The sequence below is a fragment of the Mycolicibacter icosiumassiliensis genome (assembly GCF_900078685.2).
GTDB classification, from domain to species: Bacteria; Actinomycetota; Actinomycetes; order Mycobacteriales; family Mycobacteriaceae; genus Mycobacterium; species Mycobacterium icosiumassiliensis.
Genome location: NZ_LT546166.1, coordinates 2,446,027 through 2,464,608 on the forward strand (window position 1 = coordinate 2,446,027; position 18,582 = coordinate 2,464,608).

General features: G+C 67.5%; 17 protein-coding genes and 4 tRNA genes. 7 read left to right on the forward strand and 14 right to left on the reverse strand.

Annotation, left to right across the window (positions count from 1 at the left end; genetic code table 11):
• Window position 1: 1 nt before the first annotated feature.
• Window positions 2-583 carry a DUF3000 domain-containing protein gene (locus tag BN4346_RS35715; protein ID WP_024441578.1) on the reverse strand — a complete coding sequence of 194 codons (582 nt, stop codon included), beginning with the start codon at window positions 581-583 and terminating at the stop codon, window positions 2-4.
• 347 nt (window positions 584-930) lie between these two features.
• On the opposite strand from BN4346_RS35715, the gene hemE reads away from it, so the two are divergent.
• The 4 genes from hemE to BN4346_RS35735 all read left to right on the forward strand — a co-directional run bounded on the left by hemE (window position 931) and on the right by BN4346_RS35735 (window position 5,345).
• Window positions 931-1,980: a uroporphyrinogen decarboxylase gene (gene hemE / locus BN4346_RS35720; protein WP_067972587.1), complete on the forward strand. Its 1,050-nt coding sequence runs from the start codon at window positions 931-933 to the stop codon at window positions 1,978-1,980.
• The gene (locus BN4346_RS35725) at window positions 1,959-3,314 is read left to right on the forward strand and encodes a protoporphyrinogen oxidase (protein ID WP_067972832.1); all 1,356 of its coding nucleotides are present in this window, start codon (window positions 1,959-1,961) and stop codon (window positions 3,312-3,314) included. The genes hemE and BN4346_RS35725 overlap by 22 nt, the downstream gene beginning before the upstream one ends.
• Window positions 3,315-3,392: 78 nt before the next feature.
• The gene (hemQ, locus tag BN4346_RS35730) at window positions 3,393-4,094 is read left to right on the forward strand and encodes a hydrogen peroxide-dependent heme synthase (protein ID WP_067972591.1); all 702 of its coding nucleotides are present in this window, start codon (window positions 3,393-3,395) and stop codon (window positions 4,092-4,094) included.
• Window positions 4,095-4,268: 174 nt separating this feature from the next.
• Complete coding sequence (locus tag BN4346_RS35735) at window positions 4,269-5,345, forward strand: phosphoglycerate mutase family protein (RefSeq protein ID WP_067972594.1); 1,077 nt, start codon at window positions 4,269-4,271, stop codon at window positions 5,343-5,345.
• Between the two features lie 13 nt (window positions 5,346-5,358).
• Here BN4346_RS35735 and msrB read toward each other — a convergent pair whose 3' ends face one another.
• The 4 genes from msrB to BN4346_RS35755 form a co-directional block, all read right to left on the reverse strand.
• A complete protein-coding gene (gene msrB / locus BN4346_RS35740) occupies window positions 5,359-5,766 on the reverse strand; it encodes a peptide-methionine (R)-S-oxide reductase MsrB (RefSeq protein ID WP_067972837.1) in 408 nt (135 codons plus the stop codon).
• Complete coding sequence (gene aftC, locus BN4346_RS35745) at window positions 5,763-7,037, reverse strand: arabinofuranan 3-O-arabinosyltransferase (RefSeq protein ID WP_067972840.1); 1,275 nt, start codon at window positions 7,035-7,037, stop codon at window positions 5,763-5,765. Before aftC ends, msrB begins: the two co-directional genes overlap by 4 nt.
• A gap of 69 nt (window positions 7,038-7,106) precedes the next feature.
• Window positions 7,107-8,654, reverse strand: coding sequence for an alpha/beta hydrolase (locus BN4346_RS35750; RefSeq protein WP_067972844.1), 1,548 nt, complete (start codon window positions 8,652-8,654; stop codon window positions 7,107-7,109).
• A gap of 46 nt (window positions 8,655-8,700) precedes the next feature.
• Entirely contained in the window at window positions 8,701-9,483 is a 783-nt protein-coding gene (locus BN4346_RS35755; RefSeq protein ID WP_067972597.1) for a pyrimidine reductase family protein, read from the reverse strand.
• On the opposite strand from BN4346_RS35755, the gene zapE reads away from it, so the two are divergent.
• A complete protein-coding gene (zapE, locus tag BN4346_RS35760) occupies window positions 9,482-10,561 on the forward strand; it encodes a cell division protein ZapE (protein WP_067972599.1) in 1,080 nt (359 codons plus the stop codon). The two genes, BN4346_RS35755 and zapE, sit on opposite strands and share 2 nt — an antisense overlap.
• A gap of 59 nt (window positions 10,562-10,620) precedes the next feature.
• On the opposite strand, the gene BN4346_RS35765 is transcribed toward zapE, so the two are convergent.
• The 3 genes from BN4346_RS35765 to BN4346_RS35775 form a co-directional block, all read right to left on the reverse strand.
• Entirely contained in the window at window positions 10,621-11,157 is a 537-nt protein-coding gene (locus BN4346_RS35765) for a hypothetical protein (RefSeq protein WP_067972847.1), read from the reverse strand.
• 97 nt (window positions 11,158-11,254) lie between these two features.
• Window positions 11,255-12,001, reverse strand: coding sequence for a Clp protease N-terminal domain-containing protein (locus BN4346_RS35770; RefSeq protein ID WP_067972602.1), 747 nt, complete (start codon window positions 11,999-12,001; stop codon window positions 11,255-11,257).
• A 40-nt stretch (window positions 12,002-12,041) separates the two neighbouring features.
• Complete coding sequence (locus BN4346_RS35775) at window positions 12,042-12,632, reverse strand: DUF4352 domain-containing protein (protein ID WP_067972850.1); 591 nt, start codon at window positions 12,630-12,632, stop codon at window positions 12,042-12,044.
• A gap of 189 nt (window positions 12,633-12,821) precedes the next feature.
• Here BN4346_RS35775 and BN4346_RS35780 point away from each other — a divergent pair, with 189 nt between their 5' ends.
• Window positions 12,822-13,100 carry a hypothetical protein gene (locus BN4346_RS35780; RefSeq protein ID WP_067972605.1) on the forward strand — a complete coding sequence of 93 codons (279 nt, stop codon included), beginning with the start codon at window positions 12,822-12,824 and terminating at the stop codon, window positions 13,098-13,100.
• Between the two features lie 86 nt (window positions 13,101-13,186).
• Here the strand turns inward: BN4346_RS35780 and BN4346_RS35785 are convergent, their stop codons facing one another.
• The 4 genes from BN4346_RS35785 to BN4346_RS35800 form a co-directional block, all read right to left on the reverse strand.
• Entirely contained in the window at window positions 13,187-15,193 is a 2,007-nt protein-coding gene (locus BN4346_RS35785) for a chloride channel protein (protein WP_067972608.1), read from the reverse strand.
• 280 nt (window positions 15,194-15,473) lie between these two features.
• Window positions 15,474-15,548, reverse strand: a tRNA-Val gene (locus tag BN4346_RS35790).
• 17 nt (window positions 15,549-15,565) lie between these two features.
• Window positions 15,566-15,636, reverse strand: a tRNA-Cys gene (locus tag BN4346_RS35795).
• A gap of 30 nt (window positions 15,637-15,666) precedes the next feature.
• Window positions 15,667-15,739: transfer RNA gene (locus BN4346_RS35800), tRNA-Gly, on the reverse strand.
• 158 nt (window positions 15,740-15,897) lie between these two features.
• Between BN4346_RS35800 and BN4346_RS35805 the strand changes: the two genes are divergently transcribed.
• Window positions 15,898-15,969, forward strand: a tRNA-Val gene (locus tag BN4346_RS35805).
• Between the two features lie 290 nt (window positions 15,970-16,259).
• Here the strand turns inward: BN4346_RS35805 and BN4346_RS35810 are convergent.
• Together BN4346_RS35810 and BN4346_RS35815 are read right to left on the reverse strand one after the other, a co-directional pair.
• Window positions 16,260-16,751 (reverse strand): hypothetical protein, encoded by a 492-nt coding sequence (locus tag BN4346_RS35810; protein ID WP_067972611.1) that lies wholly within the window; start codon window positions 16,749-16,751, stop codon window positions 16,260-16,262.
• A 149-nt stretch (window positions 16,752-16,900) separates the two neighbouring features.
• Entirely contained in the window at window positions 16,901-18,577 is a 1,677-nt protein-coding gene (locus BN4346_RS35815) for an alpha/beta hydrolase (protein WP_067972614.1), read from the reverse strand.
• Window positions 18,578-18,582: the final 5 nt, after the last annotated feature.

Sequence of the window (18,582 nt, forward strand, 5' to 3'; positions counted from 1 at the left end):
CTCAGACGCGGGTTCGCGAGCTCAGATCGGTGATCCCGACCGGCGGTAGGCCCGCGGCGTGTTCCAGCACCTCACAGAACGCCTGAACATGGGTGCCCAGCTCCGGGGTGGTCGCGGTCCACGACGCGCGCAACTCCAACTGATGACCCCGCGGCGGGCCGGAGATGTCGCCGTACCGAACTGACGTGGTGGCGGTGACCGTCCCGCCCAAGGCGGTGACGTGCTCGGTCCGGGCGCCCAGCGCCTCGACCAGCCAACTCCAGGCGACCTCGGGCAGCAGCGGGTCGATCGCCTCGTGCGGATCCAGGTCGGCCTGGATGAAGGCCACCATCCGCATGGTGCCGTCCCAGGCGTCGGTGCCGTCGGGGTCATATAGCAGGATCAACCGGCCGAAGGCATCGCCGTCGGAGTCTTCGGGGACGAAGTCGGTCTCTGGGTGCTTGACCTCGGCGCCCAGCGCGTAACTGTAGGGCGCCAGGCGCTGCGGCGGCCGGATCGGGCCCAACTCGATTTCCGACCGCACAGTTGCGGCGTGCATCGTTGCCACCGCTTCCCGAAAGGGGGCAGGCTCGGCTGATGTCACGGGTGCCGCTCCTTAACTGATCACTGTGCCCCGCATTGTCAGCGGCCAGCACCCAGAATTCTGTTGTGCACCGCCGCGACGCGGGTCACCGAATCTCACGCTAACCCCCGGCGCTGGCCGGCGCAGACAGGCGCGCCGAACAGGGCGGTTCGGCGAGGCTCGCCGGAGGTGGCCCGGAGGGTCGGCGGAGGCGAGGGGAGGCCGGGGCCGCCGTCGGAAACAGGGCGGTTCGGCGAGGCTCGCCGGAGGTGGCCCGGAGGGTCGGCGGAGGCGAGGGGAGGCCGGGGCCGCCGCATGCCCTGGCACGGTTCGGCCTGCCGTAACCAGGCGTGGCAGCATTGAGCTCGATGAGTGCCCGTCGTGAACTGCCCGATTCCCCGTACCTGGCCGCCGCTACCGGTCGGCAACCCAACCGGATGCCGGTCTGGTTCATGCGCCAGGCCGGGCGATCCCTGCCTGAATACCGTGAGCTGCGCGCCCAGCACAGCATGCTGGCGGCCTGTTTCGACCCGGAACTGGTCTGCGAGATCACCCTGCAGCCGGTGCGCCGCCATGACGTCGACGCGGCGATCCTGTTCTCCGACATCGTGGTACCGCTGCGGGGCGCGGGGGTGGATCTGGACATCGTCCCCGATGTCGGGCCGGTGATCGCCAACCCGGTGCGCAGCGCGGCCGACGTCGCCGCCCTGCAGCCGTTGGACCCGCAGCAGGTGACGGCCGTGGCCGCGGCGGTATCGCTGCTGGTGAACGCGCTGGGAACGGTGCCGCTGATCGGCTTCGCCGGCGCGCCGTTCACCATGGCCTCCTACCTGGTCGAGGGCGGGCCCAGCCGCACCCATTCCCGCACCAAGGCGATGATGCTGGCCGATCCGGACAGCTGGCATGAGTTGATGACGCGGCTCACCGACCTGACCATCGCGTTTCTGACCGTGCAACTCGACCACGGCGTGGACGCCATTCAGTTGTTCGACTCCTGGGCCGGAACACTGTGCCTGGCCGACTACCGGCGCTTTGTGGCGCCGCACAGTGCCCGGGTGTTCGCCACGCTCGCCGACCGGGAGGTGCCGATGACGCACTTCGGGGTGCAGACCGGCGAGCTGTTGGGGGAGATGGCGGCCACCGGAGCCACCGTCGTCGGGGTGGACTGGCGTACCTCGCTGACCGACGCCGCCGCCCGGGTGGGCGCCGGCAGGGCTTTGCAGGGCAACCTGGACCCGGCGGTGCTGCTGGCGGGCTGGCCGGCCGTGGAGCGTGCCGCCAAGGCCGTCGTCGCCGATGGCCGCGCCGCTGTTGCCGCCGGAGCGTCGGGGCACGTGTTCAACCTTGGACACGGCGTGCTGCCGGAAACGGACCCCGGGGTGTTGACCGACCTGGTATCGCTGGTTCATTCCTTGTGACCACGTCGTACTGCGTCGTCGGGGGCGGAATCTCCGGTCTGGCCGCCGCCCACCGGTTGCGGGCGACGCTCGGCGACGCAGTCGACATCACGGTCTTCGATCCGGCGGACCGGCTCGGTGGCCTGTTGCGCACCGAGACCCTGGGCGGGATCGCCGTGGATGTTGGTGCCGAGGCATTCATCGCCCGCCGGCCCGAGGTACCGGCCCTGCTGGCCGAGTTGGGTTTGGCCGATCGGCAGCGCAGCACCACCGGAGTGCGGCCGTTGCTGTACAGCCGCCGGCTGCTGCATCGGCTGCCGCCAGACACCCTCAGTGGGATTCCGTCATCGCCGGAGTCGATGACCGGGCTGGTCGACAATGAGACCCTCGCCCGGATTGCCGGCGAACCCAACCGCCCGTTCGCGTTCGAACCGGGCAGCGATCCGGCGCTGGGTGCGCTGGTAGCCGACCGGTTTGGGGCGCAGGTGGTCGCCTGCTCGGTGGATCCGCTGATCGGCGGGGTATATGCGGGTTCGGCGGCGACCGTCGGGCTGCGCTCGGCCGTGCCGGGCCTGGCCACCCTGCTCGATGAGGGCGCGTCCAGCCTGACCGAGGCCGTGCGGCGCGCACTGCCTACCACCACCGGCGTGCCAGTGTTCGGTGCGATCACCGGCGGATATCAGGTGCTGGTCAACGCGCTGGTGCGCAGCGCCCGCCTGCGCTGGGTGCAGGCGGCGGTGACCCAGATCGACCCGGCCGGTGACGGATGGCTGTTGCGGGACGCCAGCGGCGGCCCTCAGCGTGCCGACCGGGGGGTGGCCCGGTTGGCCACCGGGTTCGCGCCGCGTGCCGCGGCGGCGGCCAGCCGGATCGGCAGCGCGTCGTCGGTGGTGGTGGCGATGGCGGTGCCTACCGGCGCGGCGTTTCCGAACAACTCCGGGGTGCTGGTTGCCACCGGGGAACGGCTGCACGCCAAGGCGGTCACCCTGACGTCGCGCAAATGGGGCGACCGGGGGTACGGCGGCCGGGTCGAGGTGTTGCGGCTGTCCTTCGGCCGGTTCGGCGACCCCCGCAGCAGCGCCTCCGAGGCGGAGTTGGTGGCGTGGTCGGTGCAGGACTTGGAGGCCGTCTTCGGCGTCACGGTGGATCCCATCGATGTACGCGTGCAGCGTTGGCCTGCGGCGATGCCGCAATACCGGTCCGGCCACGCCGCCCTGGTCGCCGGGCTGCGCGCCGCGCTGCCACCGACCGTGGCGGTCGCCGGCAACTATCTCGACGGCATCGGGGTGCCGGCCTGCATCGCCGCGGCCGACCGGGCCGTGGCGGCCGTGATCAGCGCTACCCCGGCGCCCTGAGACGTTGGCGGTGGTCCGCAGCCGCGCATGCGACCACCGCTAGCGATCTTCACAGCGCATCGTGGCAGCATATGGGCCATGGCGCACCTCGACTACGACAAGCTGAACTCCACCCTCCGCTACGTGATGTTCTCGGTGTTTTCGGTGAATCCGGGTGGACTCGACGAGAGTTCGCAGACCCGCGAGGCGATCGCCGATCAGGTCGCCACCTACCTGAAGCAGCAGGAAGAGCGCGGTGTGGTGGTCCGCGGGGTGTACGACATCGCCGGCCTGCGCGCCGACGCCGACTTCATGATCTGGACCCACGCCGAGCGCATCGAGGACCTGCAGGCCACCTACGCCGGGTTCCGCCGCACCGCGCTGGGCCGGGCCTGCGAGCCGGTGTGGAGCAGCGTCGCGTTGCACCGGCCGGCCGAGTTCAACCGGAGCCATGTCCCGGCGTTCATCGCCGGTGAACCGGCAGGCGCCTACGTCTGCGTCTACCCCTTCGTGCGGTCGCTGGAGTGGTATGTGCTGCCCGAAGAGGACCGCCGCAGGATGCTGGCCGAACACGGCATGGCGGCCCGGGAGTACAAGGATGTGCGGGCCAACACCGTGCCCGCGTTCGCGCTGGGTGACTACGAGTGGATTCTGGCGTTCGAGGCGCCCGAACTCGACCGGATCGTCGACCTGATGCGCGACCTGCGTAACACCGAGGCCCGGTTGCACGCCCGGGAGGAGACCCCGTTCTTCACCGGACCCCGGGTCGAGGTCGAGCAGTTGGTGGCGTCGCTGCCGTAGCGGTGGCATCCCCAATCCACTGATCTGCCTGTCCGCACCGCCGGGTGCACACCTCTGCGCGACGCGCCCCGTCGCGGCCGTCGCGCCGAGCACACTACCCGTGATATTTTTACGGAACGCTAAGAATTTTCTAAGGCTATGCCCTGGTCAGGTCCTGTCGGAAGGTGTCGAGCTATGCCCAGTCAGTCCCCGTCGCGCGCCGCTACACACCGCACCGCTGCCGCCGGCGCCGCGCTGCTGACTGCCGGACTGCTGGCGGTGCATCCCGCGGCCGTACAGCTGCCCGCGGTCCAGTTCGCCGATATTCTGCTGGCCGCTCAAGACATCGTCATGGACATCGTGCGGCACGCCGAGGACGCCCCGCCGGGCAACGAGCGGGTTACCTTCTCGCCGAACTTTCCCGGCGCTGGAATCAGTGCTAAAGGGGAGCAGGAAGCGCTCGACACCGCGCACAAACTCTTCGATGAGATCGGCCTGGGCAAGGTCGCCGGGATCTTCTCCGGACCCGACACCGACTCGCAGCAGACTGCCTTTCCGTTCGCCGATCTCATGGGGATCTCTCACAGTGACATCGGAATCTTGAACGGGCTGACCGAGGTCGACGGCGGCCTCTATTCCGACCTGCCCAACCTCAGCCCGGCCGGGATCCTCTACGCCCTGTCCAGCGCACTGTGGACGCTGGCGCTGCCGTCGGTGCTGCCCATCCCGGGCGCGCTGGACTACAACGGCCTGATCGTGCTCGACAAGTACAACGAAGCGATCGACGCGGTGTACAACCACGCGTTGGACAACCCGATCATCGGCGACAACGGCCAGATCAACGAGGCGGTGTTCAGCAGCTCGGCGGTCACGATGATCTGGGTGATGAACACCGTCAAGAATCCCGACATCGAGGTACTGCTCAAGGGCTTGTTCGACATCTCTTCGACCGGTGTGCCGCAGCCGCTGCCCAACGCCGGAATCGTCGAGCTCACCGGCAACCCCCAGGACGGCTGGACGCTGGTCAACTGGGCCGGCCAGCCCGTTTCGACCGACATGGGACTGCTGGGCGACGGATTCCTGCTCTGGCGCGATCTAGTCTTGCCGCCGCAGCTAGCTTCTTACGATGTCTGGGAAGCGATCCTGTCCGGGGACAGCACCGCGATCGGCACCGCGTTGCTCGACGGCGTCGAGAACATCGCCACGTCGCTCGAGCAGGTTCCGCTGCAGGCCTACAACATCATCGAGGACATCTTCACCGGGCATTGGTGAGCCGGGCCGGCCGCTAAGACGACGGCACCAACCGCAGACAAATGCTATTGATGCAGTAGCGCTGGTCGGTCGGGGTGGGGTAGCCCTCGCCGGTGAATACGTGGCCCAGATGGCTGTGGCAGGACGCGCACAGCACCTCGGTGCGCCGCATCCCCAGCGAGTCATCCGAGCGCAGGATCACCGCGTCGGAGTCGGCCGGGTCGAAGAACGACGGCCACCCGCAGTGTGAGGGGAATTTCTCGGTGCTGCGGAACAATTCGGCGCCGCACGCCCGGCACTCATAGACACCTTCGGTGGTGGTGTCGGTGTACTCGCCGACGTTCGGCGGCTCGGTGCCGGCGCGGCGCAGCACCGCGAACTCTTCGGGGGTCAGTTTCGCGCGCCACTCGTCGTCGGTGAGCGACACCTTGGGAGAGGTCATGCTTCCACGGTAGCTTTCGCGGGCCCGGCCGCCAGCCACGCCGGATCGATCCCGTCATCGAGGCGGCCCTGCTCCCTGGCGTCCAGGTAGCGGTAACACAGCACGGTGCAGATCACGATCAGCAGTAGCGACCAGCCGTAGGTGATCTTGAGGTAGTCCAGCGGCCGTCCGACATTCATCCAGCGGAAGATCAGCCACTTGTCCAGGGTCATGAACCCGTAGACCCCGAGCCAGGCCGGCCAGTTGCGCAGCACCGAGTTCGGCAGCGCCACGGTCATCAGGAACGGGAACAGCACGATCGAGTAGTAGCCCTGCCCCAGCGAGAGCACCAGGAACGACGTGGTCAGCAGCACACCCGAGGAGGTCAGCATCCAGAACCGGGGGTCGCGGGTTCGGTAGTAGCGGTAGAGCAACCACAGGCTGACGGCGGCCAACACGGTGAACAGCACCCGCAGGAACAGGATCAGCCCGGAGGGCAGCCCGAAGAACACGCCGTTGCCCAGGATTGAGGAGTTGAAGTAGTCGCGGGTGCCCATGATGTAGGGCACCGTCTGGGTGAAGTAGCTGTTCGGATCGCTGGCCAGCGGGAACGCCACCACGTTGAACAGGACCGGGACCGCGATCGCCCCGACGAACGGCCGCCACTGCCGGTTCAGCAGCGGTAGCAGCAGCAACGGAATCAGGACGGGTTTGACCACGATGGTCAGGCCGATCGCGATGCCGGCCCACCACTGGCGGCTTTCCCTGCCGTCGAGCAGCCAGCGGAAGAACAACACTTCGGCCAGCAGGATGACACCGTTGATGTTGGTGAACACCAATGTGCTGCTGACGCTTTCGGTGAGGAACATTGCGGCCAGCAGGGCCGGCGCCGCGACCGAACTCAGCCCGAATCCGAACATCCGCAGCAGCAGATAGGCCGCGAGCACGATCGCGATCGTGTTGGTGGCGATGAATGTGTACCGCGACAGGGTCTCCGGCAGGTATCCGAACGGCGACATCAGCAGGGTGCCGCCGGGGGAGTACAGGTAGTGCGGGTCGACGTAGTCGAAGTGCTCGTTGTAGATGTCCAGGCCGTGCCGGAAGTTCAGCACCGCCCGGTACACCGGTTTGAAGTCATCGGTGATGTTGCCGTTCAGCGGCAGGATGATCGCCCGGTGGATCAACGACATGATGGCCACCGGCCACAGCACCGAACGCAGTACGGTCGCGGTGCTCGGCGGGGACGTGGGGGGCCGGAACGCGGCCTGTAGGGCGGTGCCCGCCCGGTGCATCAAGGAGTCGGCTGCCGTCACCAGCGAACCGTACCCCGGACCGGTCTTCGGAGTCTGGATCAGGCTGGGTCAGGCCGGGCAGTAGACGTCGGTGTCGGGCAACTTGCCGCTGTCGAGATAACCGATCAGCGGCGGCAGCGTGCAAGACGAGTACACCGCGGCGCCGTGGCCGATGCCCTGCCACATCACCCGCTTGCTGGCCGACCCGGCGTTGATGACGGCTGCGGCGGTGGCCGCCACGCCCTCCTCGCCGACGATCGGATCGTTTTGCACTCCCAGCAGCAGCACATCGATCTTGAGTTCCTTCGGCAGGTCCGGGGCGCTGCTACTGGGCCAGCTCAGGCACTGCGCCATCTCCATCGCGCCGACCGTGCCGAACTGCGGGTACTCCTTGCCCCAGGCGACCACCAGCTCCCGTACCCGATCTGGCGTAGGCCGATTGAGCGCGTCGGCGCACGAGTTGATGAAGTGGCCGTCGCTGCCGGTGGTGCCCTGGGCCCGGTTGATCAAGTTGTTCAACAGATTGGCGTCACCGGAACTGGCCGAGGCCAGTGCCTTGGCCAACTCGTTGGTGGTGTTGACGCGATCACCGGTGGGATAGCCCAGGGCCGTGACGATCGCATTGGTGACCGCGGCCAGTGAGGCGCCGCCCGGACCATGCCCGGAGCGGGCGGAGTCCAGCACCGCGTTGACAGCACCCTTCGGGTCCGGGCCCAGCGCACAGCCCACCGCGACGCACTGCGCGGCGAACGCCTCGAAGGCTGCCTGCTGGCCCTTGACCCGTTCCTCGGCGGCGGCCTCGGCGGCGACGCCGAGCGGGATGGGGGAGTCCAATGCCAGCCGGGCCACCTTCCCCGGATGAGAGCCGGCGTACGCCAGGGCGATCTGAGCGCCGTTGCCGATACCAACCAGCGACAGTGCGGGGATGTCCCAGATGCTGCGCAGCCGCTCGAGATCGGTGGCGGCATGGGTGTTGTCGTAGGAGGACTCGCCCGGCGAGATGGCGTCGGTGCAGTCGGTGGTGGCTTCCATCGTGACCGTGCCCAGGCTGGCCACCGGGTCGTCGCCGGGGGCGAACTGCGCCTGATTCCACATTTCGTCACGCTGGCTGCGATCGCGGCAGTCCACCGGGCTCGACATTCCGATGCCGCGCCGGTCCACGGCGACGATCGGGTGGCTCTTGAGCACGTCCGCGCCGGCCCGCGCCAGCCAGACCGGCAGCTGCAGCGACGACGGCAGATCCCAGCCGGTGGTGAACACCACGGGGCCGGCGTCGCCCGGGGTCTGCACGGACCGGGCCCGTACCACCCCGATGCTGATCGACCCGGAGCCGCCGCCGAGTGGGTCGACGTCCGCGTCGTAGCTGGCGCAGTCCAGTCGCACGCCGGGTGTGGCGGGCACCGCGGCGTCGCCGAAGACCCGGGCGGTGCACTCATGCCACGGCAGGTCGTTCTTGGGCACCTCCACCGGCGGCGGTCCGGCCTTGTCCGAGGTGGACTCGGGCTGCCCCTGGGCTCCGGCGCCGGAGTTGGTTGCGAAACGCGGGTTGGCGGCCAGCCCGGGCGCGCAACCGGCCAGCAGGGGCGCGGACCCGGCCAGGACGGCAGCAGCCGTCATTACCGCGATCCGGGCGAACCTCGAATAGCTGGTCATGCCTGTCACCTTATAGGCGCTCGCTTTTGACGTAGCGGCCGTAGAGGTAGCCGGATTCGTCGGAGAGCAGATGCGCACAGCGCATCGGCGTCGTCAGCTCGCCCGGGCCGGTGGCGATGCGCCGGGCCAGGCCCCCCACCAGATACGGGGCCACGGTCAGGCACAGCTCGTCGAGCAGTTCGCGTTCGATGATCGATCCCAGCAGGGTCGGTCCGCCTTCGGTAAGGACCCGGAACTGCTCGCGCTGCGCCAAGGCCGCCAGCAACACGGCCTCGTCGACTCGGCCGGGTTCGTCGCCCGAGCAGTCCAGGACTTCGGCGTACCCGGCCAGTCGCCGCCGGGTGTCGTCGGCGGCCGCGGAGCAGGTCAACACCAATGGCGTCAGCTCGGTGTCGTTGAACACCCGCAGGTCTCGGTCCAGTTGCCCGGACTGGGTCACGATCGCCAGCCGGGGTACTTCGGACTGTCCGCGGTCGCGGCGGCCCTGGCGTTGCGCAACACCGAGCCGCGCCCCGCCGTAATTCTCGACTCGGACCGTGCCCGCACCCACCAGCACAACGTCAGCAAGCGACCGCAGCAGCATGAACAGGGATCGATCGCCGGGCCCGGCCAACCCGCCGGAGGTGCCGGCCACCGTCGCGCCGCCGTCGATGCTGCCGATGAAATTGGCCCGCACCCACACGCGTGGCTCGTCGGTTTCGGGATAGGCGTACAGCCGGCCCAGTTCGGCGTCGTCAACCGGTGCCGTGGAGCCCAGCAGGGTGAATCCCGGGTCTGCGCTGAGGTCGGACATGGCCTCGATTGCACCATGTGACTACAGTTCGTGCGTGCCCAATCCAGCCGCCGAGTCGATCGACCACCTGGTGGACCGGCATCCGGCGGTCTCCCCGGAACGGTTGATCGCACAGCTCAAGCCACCGCCGACGTTCACTGGCGCCAGCTTCGCCAGTTACCGGCCAGACCCGGCGCAACCCAGCCAGGCCGCCGCCGTGACCGCGTGCACCGCGTTCTGTGCGCAGGCGGTGGCCCGCCGCGCCGGGCGGCGCAAGCTGTTCGGCAAGCGCGAGGTGTTGCCGGGCGTGGGCATTTACCTCGACGGCGGTTTCGGTGTCGGCAAGACGCACCTGCTGGCCTCGGTCTACTACGCGATCACCGACACCGCGGCCGCTGAGCAACATCGCACGGCGTTTGCGACGTTCATGGAGCTGACCCAGCTGGCCGGGGTGTTCGGTTTCACCGAGTGCATCGAACTGCTCGGCGGCTACACCGTGGTCTGCATCGACGAGTTCGAGCTCGACGATCCGGGTAACACCACCTTGGTGTCGCGGCTGTTGTCCGAACTGGTGGCGCGCGGGGTCTCTATTGCCGCGACCTCGAACACGTTGCCTGAGCAGCTCGGCGAAGGCCGTTTCGCTGTTCAGGACTTTCTGCGCGAGATCAGTGCGCTGGCAAGCATTTTCACCCCGGTACGCGTTGACGGACCGGACTATCGGCACCGGGATCTGCCACCGGCGCCCGAACCGCCCTCAGCGCAGCAGGTCACGCAGCGCGCAGCGGCACAGCCTGGGGCGACACTGGACGACTTCGACGGGCTGTGTGTCCACCTGGCCACCATGCATCCGTCGCGCTACCTGACTCTGATCGAGGGCGTCACCGGGGTGTACCTCACTGGCGCGCACCCCATCGAGGATCAGAATGTGGCGCTGCGGTTGGTCGCCCTTACCGACCGCCTGTATGACGCGGGCATCCCGGTGGTGGCTTCCGGCACCAAACTCGACCAAATCTTCAGCGCCGAGATGCTGGCCGGCGGCTACCGCAAGAAGTACCTGCGGGCCACCTCGCGATTGCTCGCGCTGAGCAGCGGGAGTTAGCTGGCTGCTCGACGAAGGAGAGCCGAAGCTGGACCACCGCATCAAACCCGGGAGTTAGCTCACAGATTCCATTGCGCCAGGCGCAGGCCGGTGTTGCGCGACAGCATTACCACGTGGGTGACCAAGCCGCGGTAGACATCCCAGTAGACGCCGCCGTCGACGGTGGAGCCGGCGGGAGCGTTGGTCAGCAGCGCGTCCAGGGTGGTGGGGTCGTCGGTGTGCTTGGCCACGTAAGCGTCGCCGCCGGGTGTGACGCCGTCGAAGGTGACCGAGGCCGCCATGATGTAGGGGTTGGGCACCGAGATCGGGTGAACGGTCACGTTCGCCCGCCACGGACCGCCCTGGTTACGCCAGCGCGGCGTCCCGTTCGCGCCCCAGCCCGGCGGGATCTCGCTGGGCACCACGTCGTGCACGGTGACATCGGCGACGATCGGGCCGAACGCCTCGTCTTGGTACTGGATGCGCAGCGTGTCGCCGAGGCGCCCAATCGGCGCTTCCGCGGTGGTGGTCGGCGTGGCGTTCCCGGCGGCCGGCGCTACCAGGGCTGCCAACGCGGTGACAACGGAAGTGATCAGGGCCAGAATCCAGCGATGCATCATGTCCTCTTCGTTTGCTTCTGGGCATGATGGCACATCGGGATCGCGGGCGCAGCAGCCTTGGCCCGGTAGTTTTGCAGATCGGTGGTTTCGCCGCTCAGTTTGTGGTTTCCGAGCCGGGGGATGCCGGGTTTGCGGTGATCGCCTCCAGCGCTCGAGCCAGATCGGCTTCGGCGCGCGCCCGGTCCACTCCGGCGCGGTGCAGCGGGCCGGTGCCATCCTCGGCTTCCAGCAGCGCCAACAGCAGGTGCTCGGTGCCGATGTAGTTGTGGCCGAGGCGAAGTGCGGTGCGGAAGGTCAACTCCAGCGCTTTGCGGGCCGGGCCGTTGAACGGGATCAGTGCGGGCGGTTCGGTGTCGCCCGGCTCAAGGGTGATGGCGGCCGCAATGGCTTGCGGGTCGATCTGCTGGGCGGTGAGCAATGCGGTGGCCAGCGCGCCGGGATCGTGCAGGAGTCCCAGGACCAGATGATCGGGGGTGATCTCGGCGTTGCGTGCCCGGTGGGCGGCGTTCTGGGCCGCCACCACGGCACTGCGTGCCCGCGGGGTGAAGCGGGCGAAGCCCTGCTCCGGATCGAGTGTGGCGGCCTCCGGACGCGGGACGAACTTTTTCTGCGCCGCCTGTTTGGTGACGCCCATGCACTTGCCGATATCGGTCCACGAAGCTCCTGATCGGCGTGCCTGGTCGACGAAATGCCCGATCAGATGGTCGGCGACCTCGCCCAGATGCTCGGCGGCCAGTACGGCGTCGGTCAACCGTTCCAGGGGGTTGTCGTGCACACCGGTGATGGCGTTGATCAGGTCGTCGAGACGGACGGACTGCGTGAGCGGAGTGGGATCGACCATGCCGTCAACTCTAGGTTGACGATGGCGGCATCGTCAACCGTTAGTTGACGTTGGGGGGTGGGGTGGCGCGACTGGGGGAGGCGAACAGCCATTCCCCGAAGCCTTCGGCGAACCCGGATGACGGGGCGTACCTGACTTTCGTCGGGGTGACGCCGTCAGGCAGGGCGAAGACCACGCAACCGGTCGCGGACTGACCGGGGGCGATGTGGAACATGCCGGAGTCGAAGTTCGTGCACTCGTCGACATCGTTGAGATCCGGCGCGTAGCGCTGCCCGTTGGAGCCGAAGGCCCAGACGTTGGTGTTGACGTCGCCGTTCATGGTCGAGGTGCCCGGGTTGGTGATGGTGAACTGCGTCGCGATATAGGTGACGCCCGGATCGCCGGGGCCGGGCGTGACGGTCGCGGGGTTGATCACCTTCTCCAAGGTGACGGTCACAGTGCTGCCGTCGACTCGGGTGAGGGTCAGGGCGTCACCGGTGTGCCCGGCGGGTTTTGGGGTTGGCGTGCCCGACTCGCCGGATGCGGCGGCCGCGGGTGGGCCGCTCGTCGGGGCGGTGTGGTTCGAACATGCCGCCGACATCGCGGAGGCTGCCAGTGCGAACACCGACAGGGCGACGATGGGTCGATTCATGGGGCCACCTTTCGCAATTCCCGCGTCGTGCATTGCTACCGATTGTGGTGCCTACCAGTTGGTGGCGTCGGCCCGCCCCAGGATTACTGGTGATCTCCGCAAATGCGGCTTTGCCAAGGGTGATCTTCGTTATAACTGATCGGTAGGCGCAGCTAACAAAGCCGCGCACCGTCCGCAAAGGGGTAGACCATGCTCGAATCGCTGATCGCCGGCGCTATCGGGGGCGCGCTCGGAGGCAAAGGAGCCGACGCCTCGGCAAAGATCCCCAGTCCGGGTGGGCTCGGTAGCTTGATCAGTGGCGGCCTCGGTGGTCTCGCCAGTGGCGGGCTACTGAACAGCGTTCTCACCAGCGGCGCCGCCGGTGGATTCGACCTCGCCAACGCGGCCGGCAGCCTGGTCGGCGGCGGCGTGCTGGGCACGATCGTCACCGCGCTGGTCGGCATGGCCATGAAGGCCAAGAAGAGCTAGCCCACGCGGGCAGGACACGGAAAAGGCCGCCGCCAAGAGCGTGCGCAGCAAATCCTGATACCGCCAGACCCAGGGCTGGCCGCTGCTCATGTTCGGGGCGCCGGATCGATCGCGCACGGGCCATTCTTGGCCACCAGAATGTTGATGCGATCACCCGCTGCCAGCCGCACAGCCGGATGAGCGTCGAGGAGATGCCGATCGTGCAGCACCGACACCGGAAGGTGGCCCACCGGCCACTCCAGGTCGTCGAGGGTGCGGCCGACCGCGGTCGAATCGGATGCCAGGGTGTGCTCGACGACGCAGTATCCGCTGAGCTGACTGCGCGGATCGTGGTCTCTGCTGGGCGCATTCGGGTCCACCCGCCCGGCGGCTTGCTGGCCGGCGGTGTCGTCCGGGTGGATGTCTGTGAACAAGGCGCCGACCGCGCGCAGTACGTTCTGATTGGTCAGCCAACCGCGAACGTGCCGCGCTTCGGTGTCGATCACGGGTAGGCCGTCGCGGCCGTAGCGGACGAGCTGCCGCAACGCTTGGGCGAGGCTGTCGTTGGAGAACAACGCCTGCGGTTCGCGGATTCGGGTCACCGGGCCCAGCAGCGCCGTCCAGTCGTGCGTTTTGGCACCTGTCGGATGAGCCAGGTCGAAGGGCGCCGGGAACGGATGCATGGCGTCGGCTACCGTGAGCTCGGCGAAGGCATAGGTCGGGGTGGGGCGCTCGATGTCGATACCCCGGCGTAGCAGCTTGGTGGTGTAGATGGTGCCGTAGGACAGCCCGCGCGAGACCGTGGTGCCGACAGCGACGGCCAACATGACCGGCAACGTCAGGGTGAAGTCACCGGTCATCTCGACCGTGCTGGCCAACGCCGTAAGCGGGGCCCGGGCGGCCGAAGAGAACACCGCACCCATGCCGACGATCGCATAGAGCGCCGGATTGCCCGCCGCCGTGCCGATGACGTGCTGGACGATGAGGCCGAAGGCCATGCCCGATGTGGCGCCGACGAACAGCGAGGGCGCGAACACGCCGCCCGAGCCCCCGATGCCGATGGTCAGGCCGCATGCCAGCATTTTGCCGGCCGCGAGGATCAGCAGGAACCACAGGGCGTAATGGCCGGCGAAGGCCGCGTACATGACCGGGTATCCGACCCCGTACAGCTGGGGAACGGCGAGCAACAGCAGGCCGAGCACGATTCCGCCGACCGCTGGTCGCGCCCAGTCCGGGCGCTGGCCCCATATCCGGTCGCACAGATCCTCGGTCGTGTACAGCACGTTCTTGAAGACAATTCCGAGAACCCCGGCGATGGCCGCGAGCAACGCTATCAACAGATAGTTGGCAATGTGATTGAGCTCGATGCCCGCCGGGAGCTGGGTGAGGAACGGGGCGGGGCCGAAGAAAACGCGGGCGATCACGTCGGCAACCATCGCCGAGAGCATGATGGTGAAGATCGCTTCGATGGAGAGTTCACGCAGGATCAGTTCGACGGCGAAGAACACCCCGGTGATGGGGGCGTTGAACGTCGCAGCGATGCCGCCGGCGGCCCCGCAGGCGACCAGGACGCGTAACCGGTTCTCCGGCATCCGCACCCACTGACCGCAGCTGGACGCCAGCGCCGCGCCTATTTGCACGATCGGCCCTTCACGACCAACCGAGCCGCCGGTGCCGATGCACAGCGCCGAAGCCAGTGCTTTCACCACCGTCACCTGGGGCCGGATGCGGCCGCCGTTCTCCGCGACCGCGATCATCACCTCGGGTACACCGTGACCCCGTGCCTCCTTGGCGAACCGGGAGATCAACGGCCCGTACAGCAAGCCACCGATGACGGGGATGACGGCGTAAAACCCGACCCCCAACCACGGCAGGTGGTCGCTGGGCACCCAGCCCTGTTGGCCGAACTCGTTGTGTCCGGTCGCCAGCCAGGTAAAGCCAAAGATCAGGTATCGGAATGCCACCGCACCGAGCCCCGCACCGATTCCGACCACGATCGCCACGCAAAACAGTCCGAGGTGGTTCGCCCTCAGCCAGCCGGCGACCACACCCGCGGCGCCGGACACCGTCCGCGGCGGCCGAACCGGATCAGCGACCGGTTTGTCCTGCCCCATGCCCGCCATCCTTTCCAACGGTCTCGACCTATCGCCTCACCGGACGTCCTGGATTCCCCTGCGGCCATCATTTGGGCAGCATGTATTGCCCCTCAAACTATCGTCCGGTGCGATTCCGAAATTGTTCGCCATGTTCCGGCCGTACGCCCGGCTGGCTCGCGGAGGTCCGAGCCTCACGCTCAACACCCGAAATCTTTGTCCGACACGCCCGCGTTGCCGCAAACGGAAAACCCCTGTCGTCACCATGGTGCCGGCAGGGGTTTTCGCTGTGTAGTGAGTCTGGTGCGCGGTACTGGGATTGAACCAGCGACCTCTTCCGTGTCAGGGAAGCGCTCTCCCGCTGAGCTAACCGCGCTTAGAGCCTTGGGACGGAGGTGGAGACGGGAATCGAACCCGTGTGCACGGCTTTGCAGGCCGTTGCCTCACCACTCGGCCACTCCACCGCAAGGGGTTGATGCCACTTGACACCCTCGAGCGGATGACGGGATTCGAACCCGCGACCCTCACCTTGGCAAGGTGATGCGCTACCAACTGCGCTACATCCGCGTGCCTCGGGCGAGATCGTCGCCCGGTGCGATGCAGAACATTAGCGGACACATGTGAGACAACACAACTTTGCATGTCAGAGCGGCGAGTCGCCCGAAAAGGGCCTGCGCATTGATGCTTCGCGGGTTGGGCGTGCTACTGTTCGTCCTCGTTCATCCGGTCTCGTAGCTCAGGGGGAGAGCGTCCGCCTCACACGCGGAAGGTCGCTGGTTCGATCCCAGCCGGGACCACAAGGGAGCCACCTGGCGACAGGTGGTTTTTCTCGTTTCTGGGGGTATGTCGGGGTGTCGGAAGGTGTGGCCGAGCCAGGCCACGATCACGGCGGCCGGAACCCCGTTTGGGTGCATCAGGGTCGCGCAGCTGTGCCGCGTCTCAACCATCCTCGTTGTCGCTGACCCACGCGGCGTGGCACCGATCCGGTAACGGTCGCGGGCGGCGCTGGAGCCGGTGCCGGTTGCGGCCGCCGTAGCATCCGGACCCGTTGGGTGACGCTCGAACCCGCGAGGACATCGGCGCCTGGTCACCCAGCTCCCGCCGTGATCGTCGTCGGGAACGGAATGTCATCGCGGACCAACTCAGTGGGGAAGCAGGGCGAGGTACCGGTGATGTGGGGCGATCCGGGAAGCCCTGGCACGCCAATATGTAGTTCGTAGCCGTCCGGTGAAAGCCCGGAGAGGTTGGGTTTGGGGATGCCGTCGCGCTCGAAGACCCACCAGCCCCAACGCTTCCACGCATCGCCAGCTAGGGAGACGAGCTGGTCTGGATGAATGTCCGGCGGCGCATTCAGATCGCCCAGCGCAGAGAACAGCTCGGTGGTGCTGTGGGGTTTGTCTTCGCAGGGTGTGTTTCCTCCGGCTGTGCCGTAGCGGCTAGCGTCGAAAGTGACGCCGTTCGGCAGCTGGTCGACCGTCTGCGTGAGGTACCGCAGCACCGTGTCCTGGGCCTCTTGCTGGCTGGCGGGAATGACGGGGTGCAGTTGCCAGCCCGAAGGCGGCGGGGGCGCCGATGTCATGGAACCTCCCAAAATAGTTGCCCCAGTGGGGACAGGCGGATCTAGCGGCTGTCCGGTGTGGCAGCCAGCTGTCAGAAGCCCCAGCAGCGCAAGTGCGGTGAATCGCCGGAGCTGCGCAGTGCCGCGTCGGTGCTCGTCGCGCACCATGACTAGCCTCCCACCGGGTAGGGCGTTTGCACGCCGGCGATCACCGCGCCCATGTTGGCCAGTGACGGGGTGTTGGGATTCCAGTAGCTACCGTGCGTGTCAAAGCCCGGTAAGAGTCCGGCTGGCCCTGCGCCAGTGCCACTTCCGGCGTAGAGGTCACGTGCCCCGAAGTCCGGGCCCATCGGGTTGGGGCCGAGGGTGTGGGACGTGACGATGTTGGCGGGGATGATCGGGTCGGACGGGTCAGTCATGGCGTACACCGTGCCCCCAGGATTGATGTTCAGGTCGCTGGCATGGTCTACCAGCATGCCTGGGCTGGCGACCGCGATGACATTGTCGGCGGCCAGCTGATGACCGTCACTGGCCGCCGCACCGACCAGGGTGGTGCCGTAGCTGTGCCCGATCACGGTGTCTGTCGAAGGTGCCCCGACGTGCGAGGCCCGCATGCCGTCCTGGAACGAGTCCAGGGCGCCGGCCCCATGTTGGGCATAGCTCGGCCAGGGAGCCTGTGCTAGCACCGACATCGGGCGGTCGTAGTCCATCCAGGTCGTCACCGATACATCCCCCGCTCGGAGATTGGGGTTGGCCGCCACAGCTGCGCCGTGCATATCTGCAGAGCGTTTGGCGTTTTCGCCCATGGTGGTCAGGTCAGCCCCGGTGCCTGGGACAAAGACAGCGTTGTGGCTGGCCGTGTCGGGGTTACCGATGGAGACCGCCGCATGCCCTTGATTGTCGAGGTAACCCAGGTAGCGCGGCAGTCCGTTGGGGTCGGCCTGCATGGCTTGTTGGACGGCGCGGTACCCGTCGAGGTTGTGCTTGGTCTCCTGCAGCCGCGAGTCGAGCACGCTCAATTGGGACAAGGTGGCCAGGTTGCCGCCCGGGGTCAGGGCGAGTTGGTCTCGACTGGCCTGGAGGCGATCGACATCGGCCTGGGCGTTGGCGATCAGTTCGGGCATGTGCCGCTCGTTGTAGCGGGTCTTGTCGTCGAACGGCATTCCCGGGTGGTTGCCGATGAAGTGGTCGCGGTCGTAGACGGCGTCTTTCTCTGCTTGCGTCAATCGATTCCACCACTGCGCGAACTGCTTCGGGTCCTGCGGCGGTGGTCCCGGCGTGTGATTGTCAGCGGCACCCGCCCCGCCATCGGTCCCGTCGTCGGGAAAGGCGAACCCGTGCAGGCCTGCGGTGGCGGTGGTGAGGTCGCGGGCGATCTCGTCTTCGTTGTTGGCCAGGGTGTGGACTTGGGACGTGATGAACTCGGCGTGGCGCTGGGCTTCGTTTTGACGCTCCTCTTGTTCGGCTGCAGAGGTGTAGTAGGTCCAGGTATCGGTGACGGAGAAAAATTCGCCGACCTGGAAGTCTTGGCGCTCGGCGGCGTTGACGGCGTCGAGCACTGACTGCTTGTTGCCGTCTTGCGCATCGGCGCCGCGGCTGGCGATCCCGGCTGCTTTCACCAGCAGATCGGCGGCGCCGCGGACTTTTACCACGTCGGCGGCGGCGCGCTGCTGGAACGCTGTGGCGCCGGCGCCTGTCCACGGGGTACCGCCGGGACTTGTCGAGGCGTCGCGGATTTCGGTGAACGCGCTCTCCCAGGTGTGGGCCAGGCTGCTCCAGGCGGTGGCGTTGGCCCGCAGGAAATCCCAGCTTGCGTTCTCGACCTGCGACAGCGTCGGAAAAGCCACCGCGA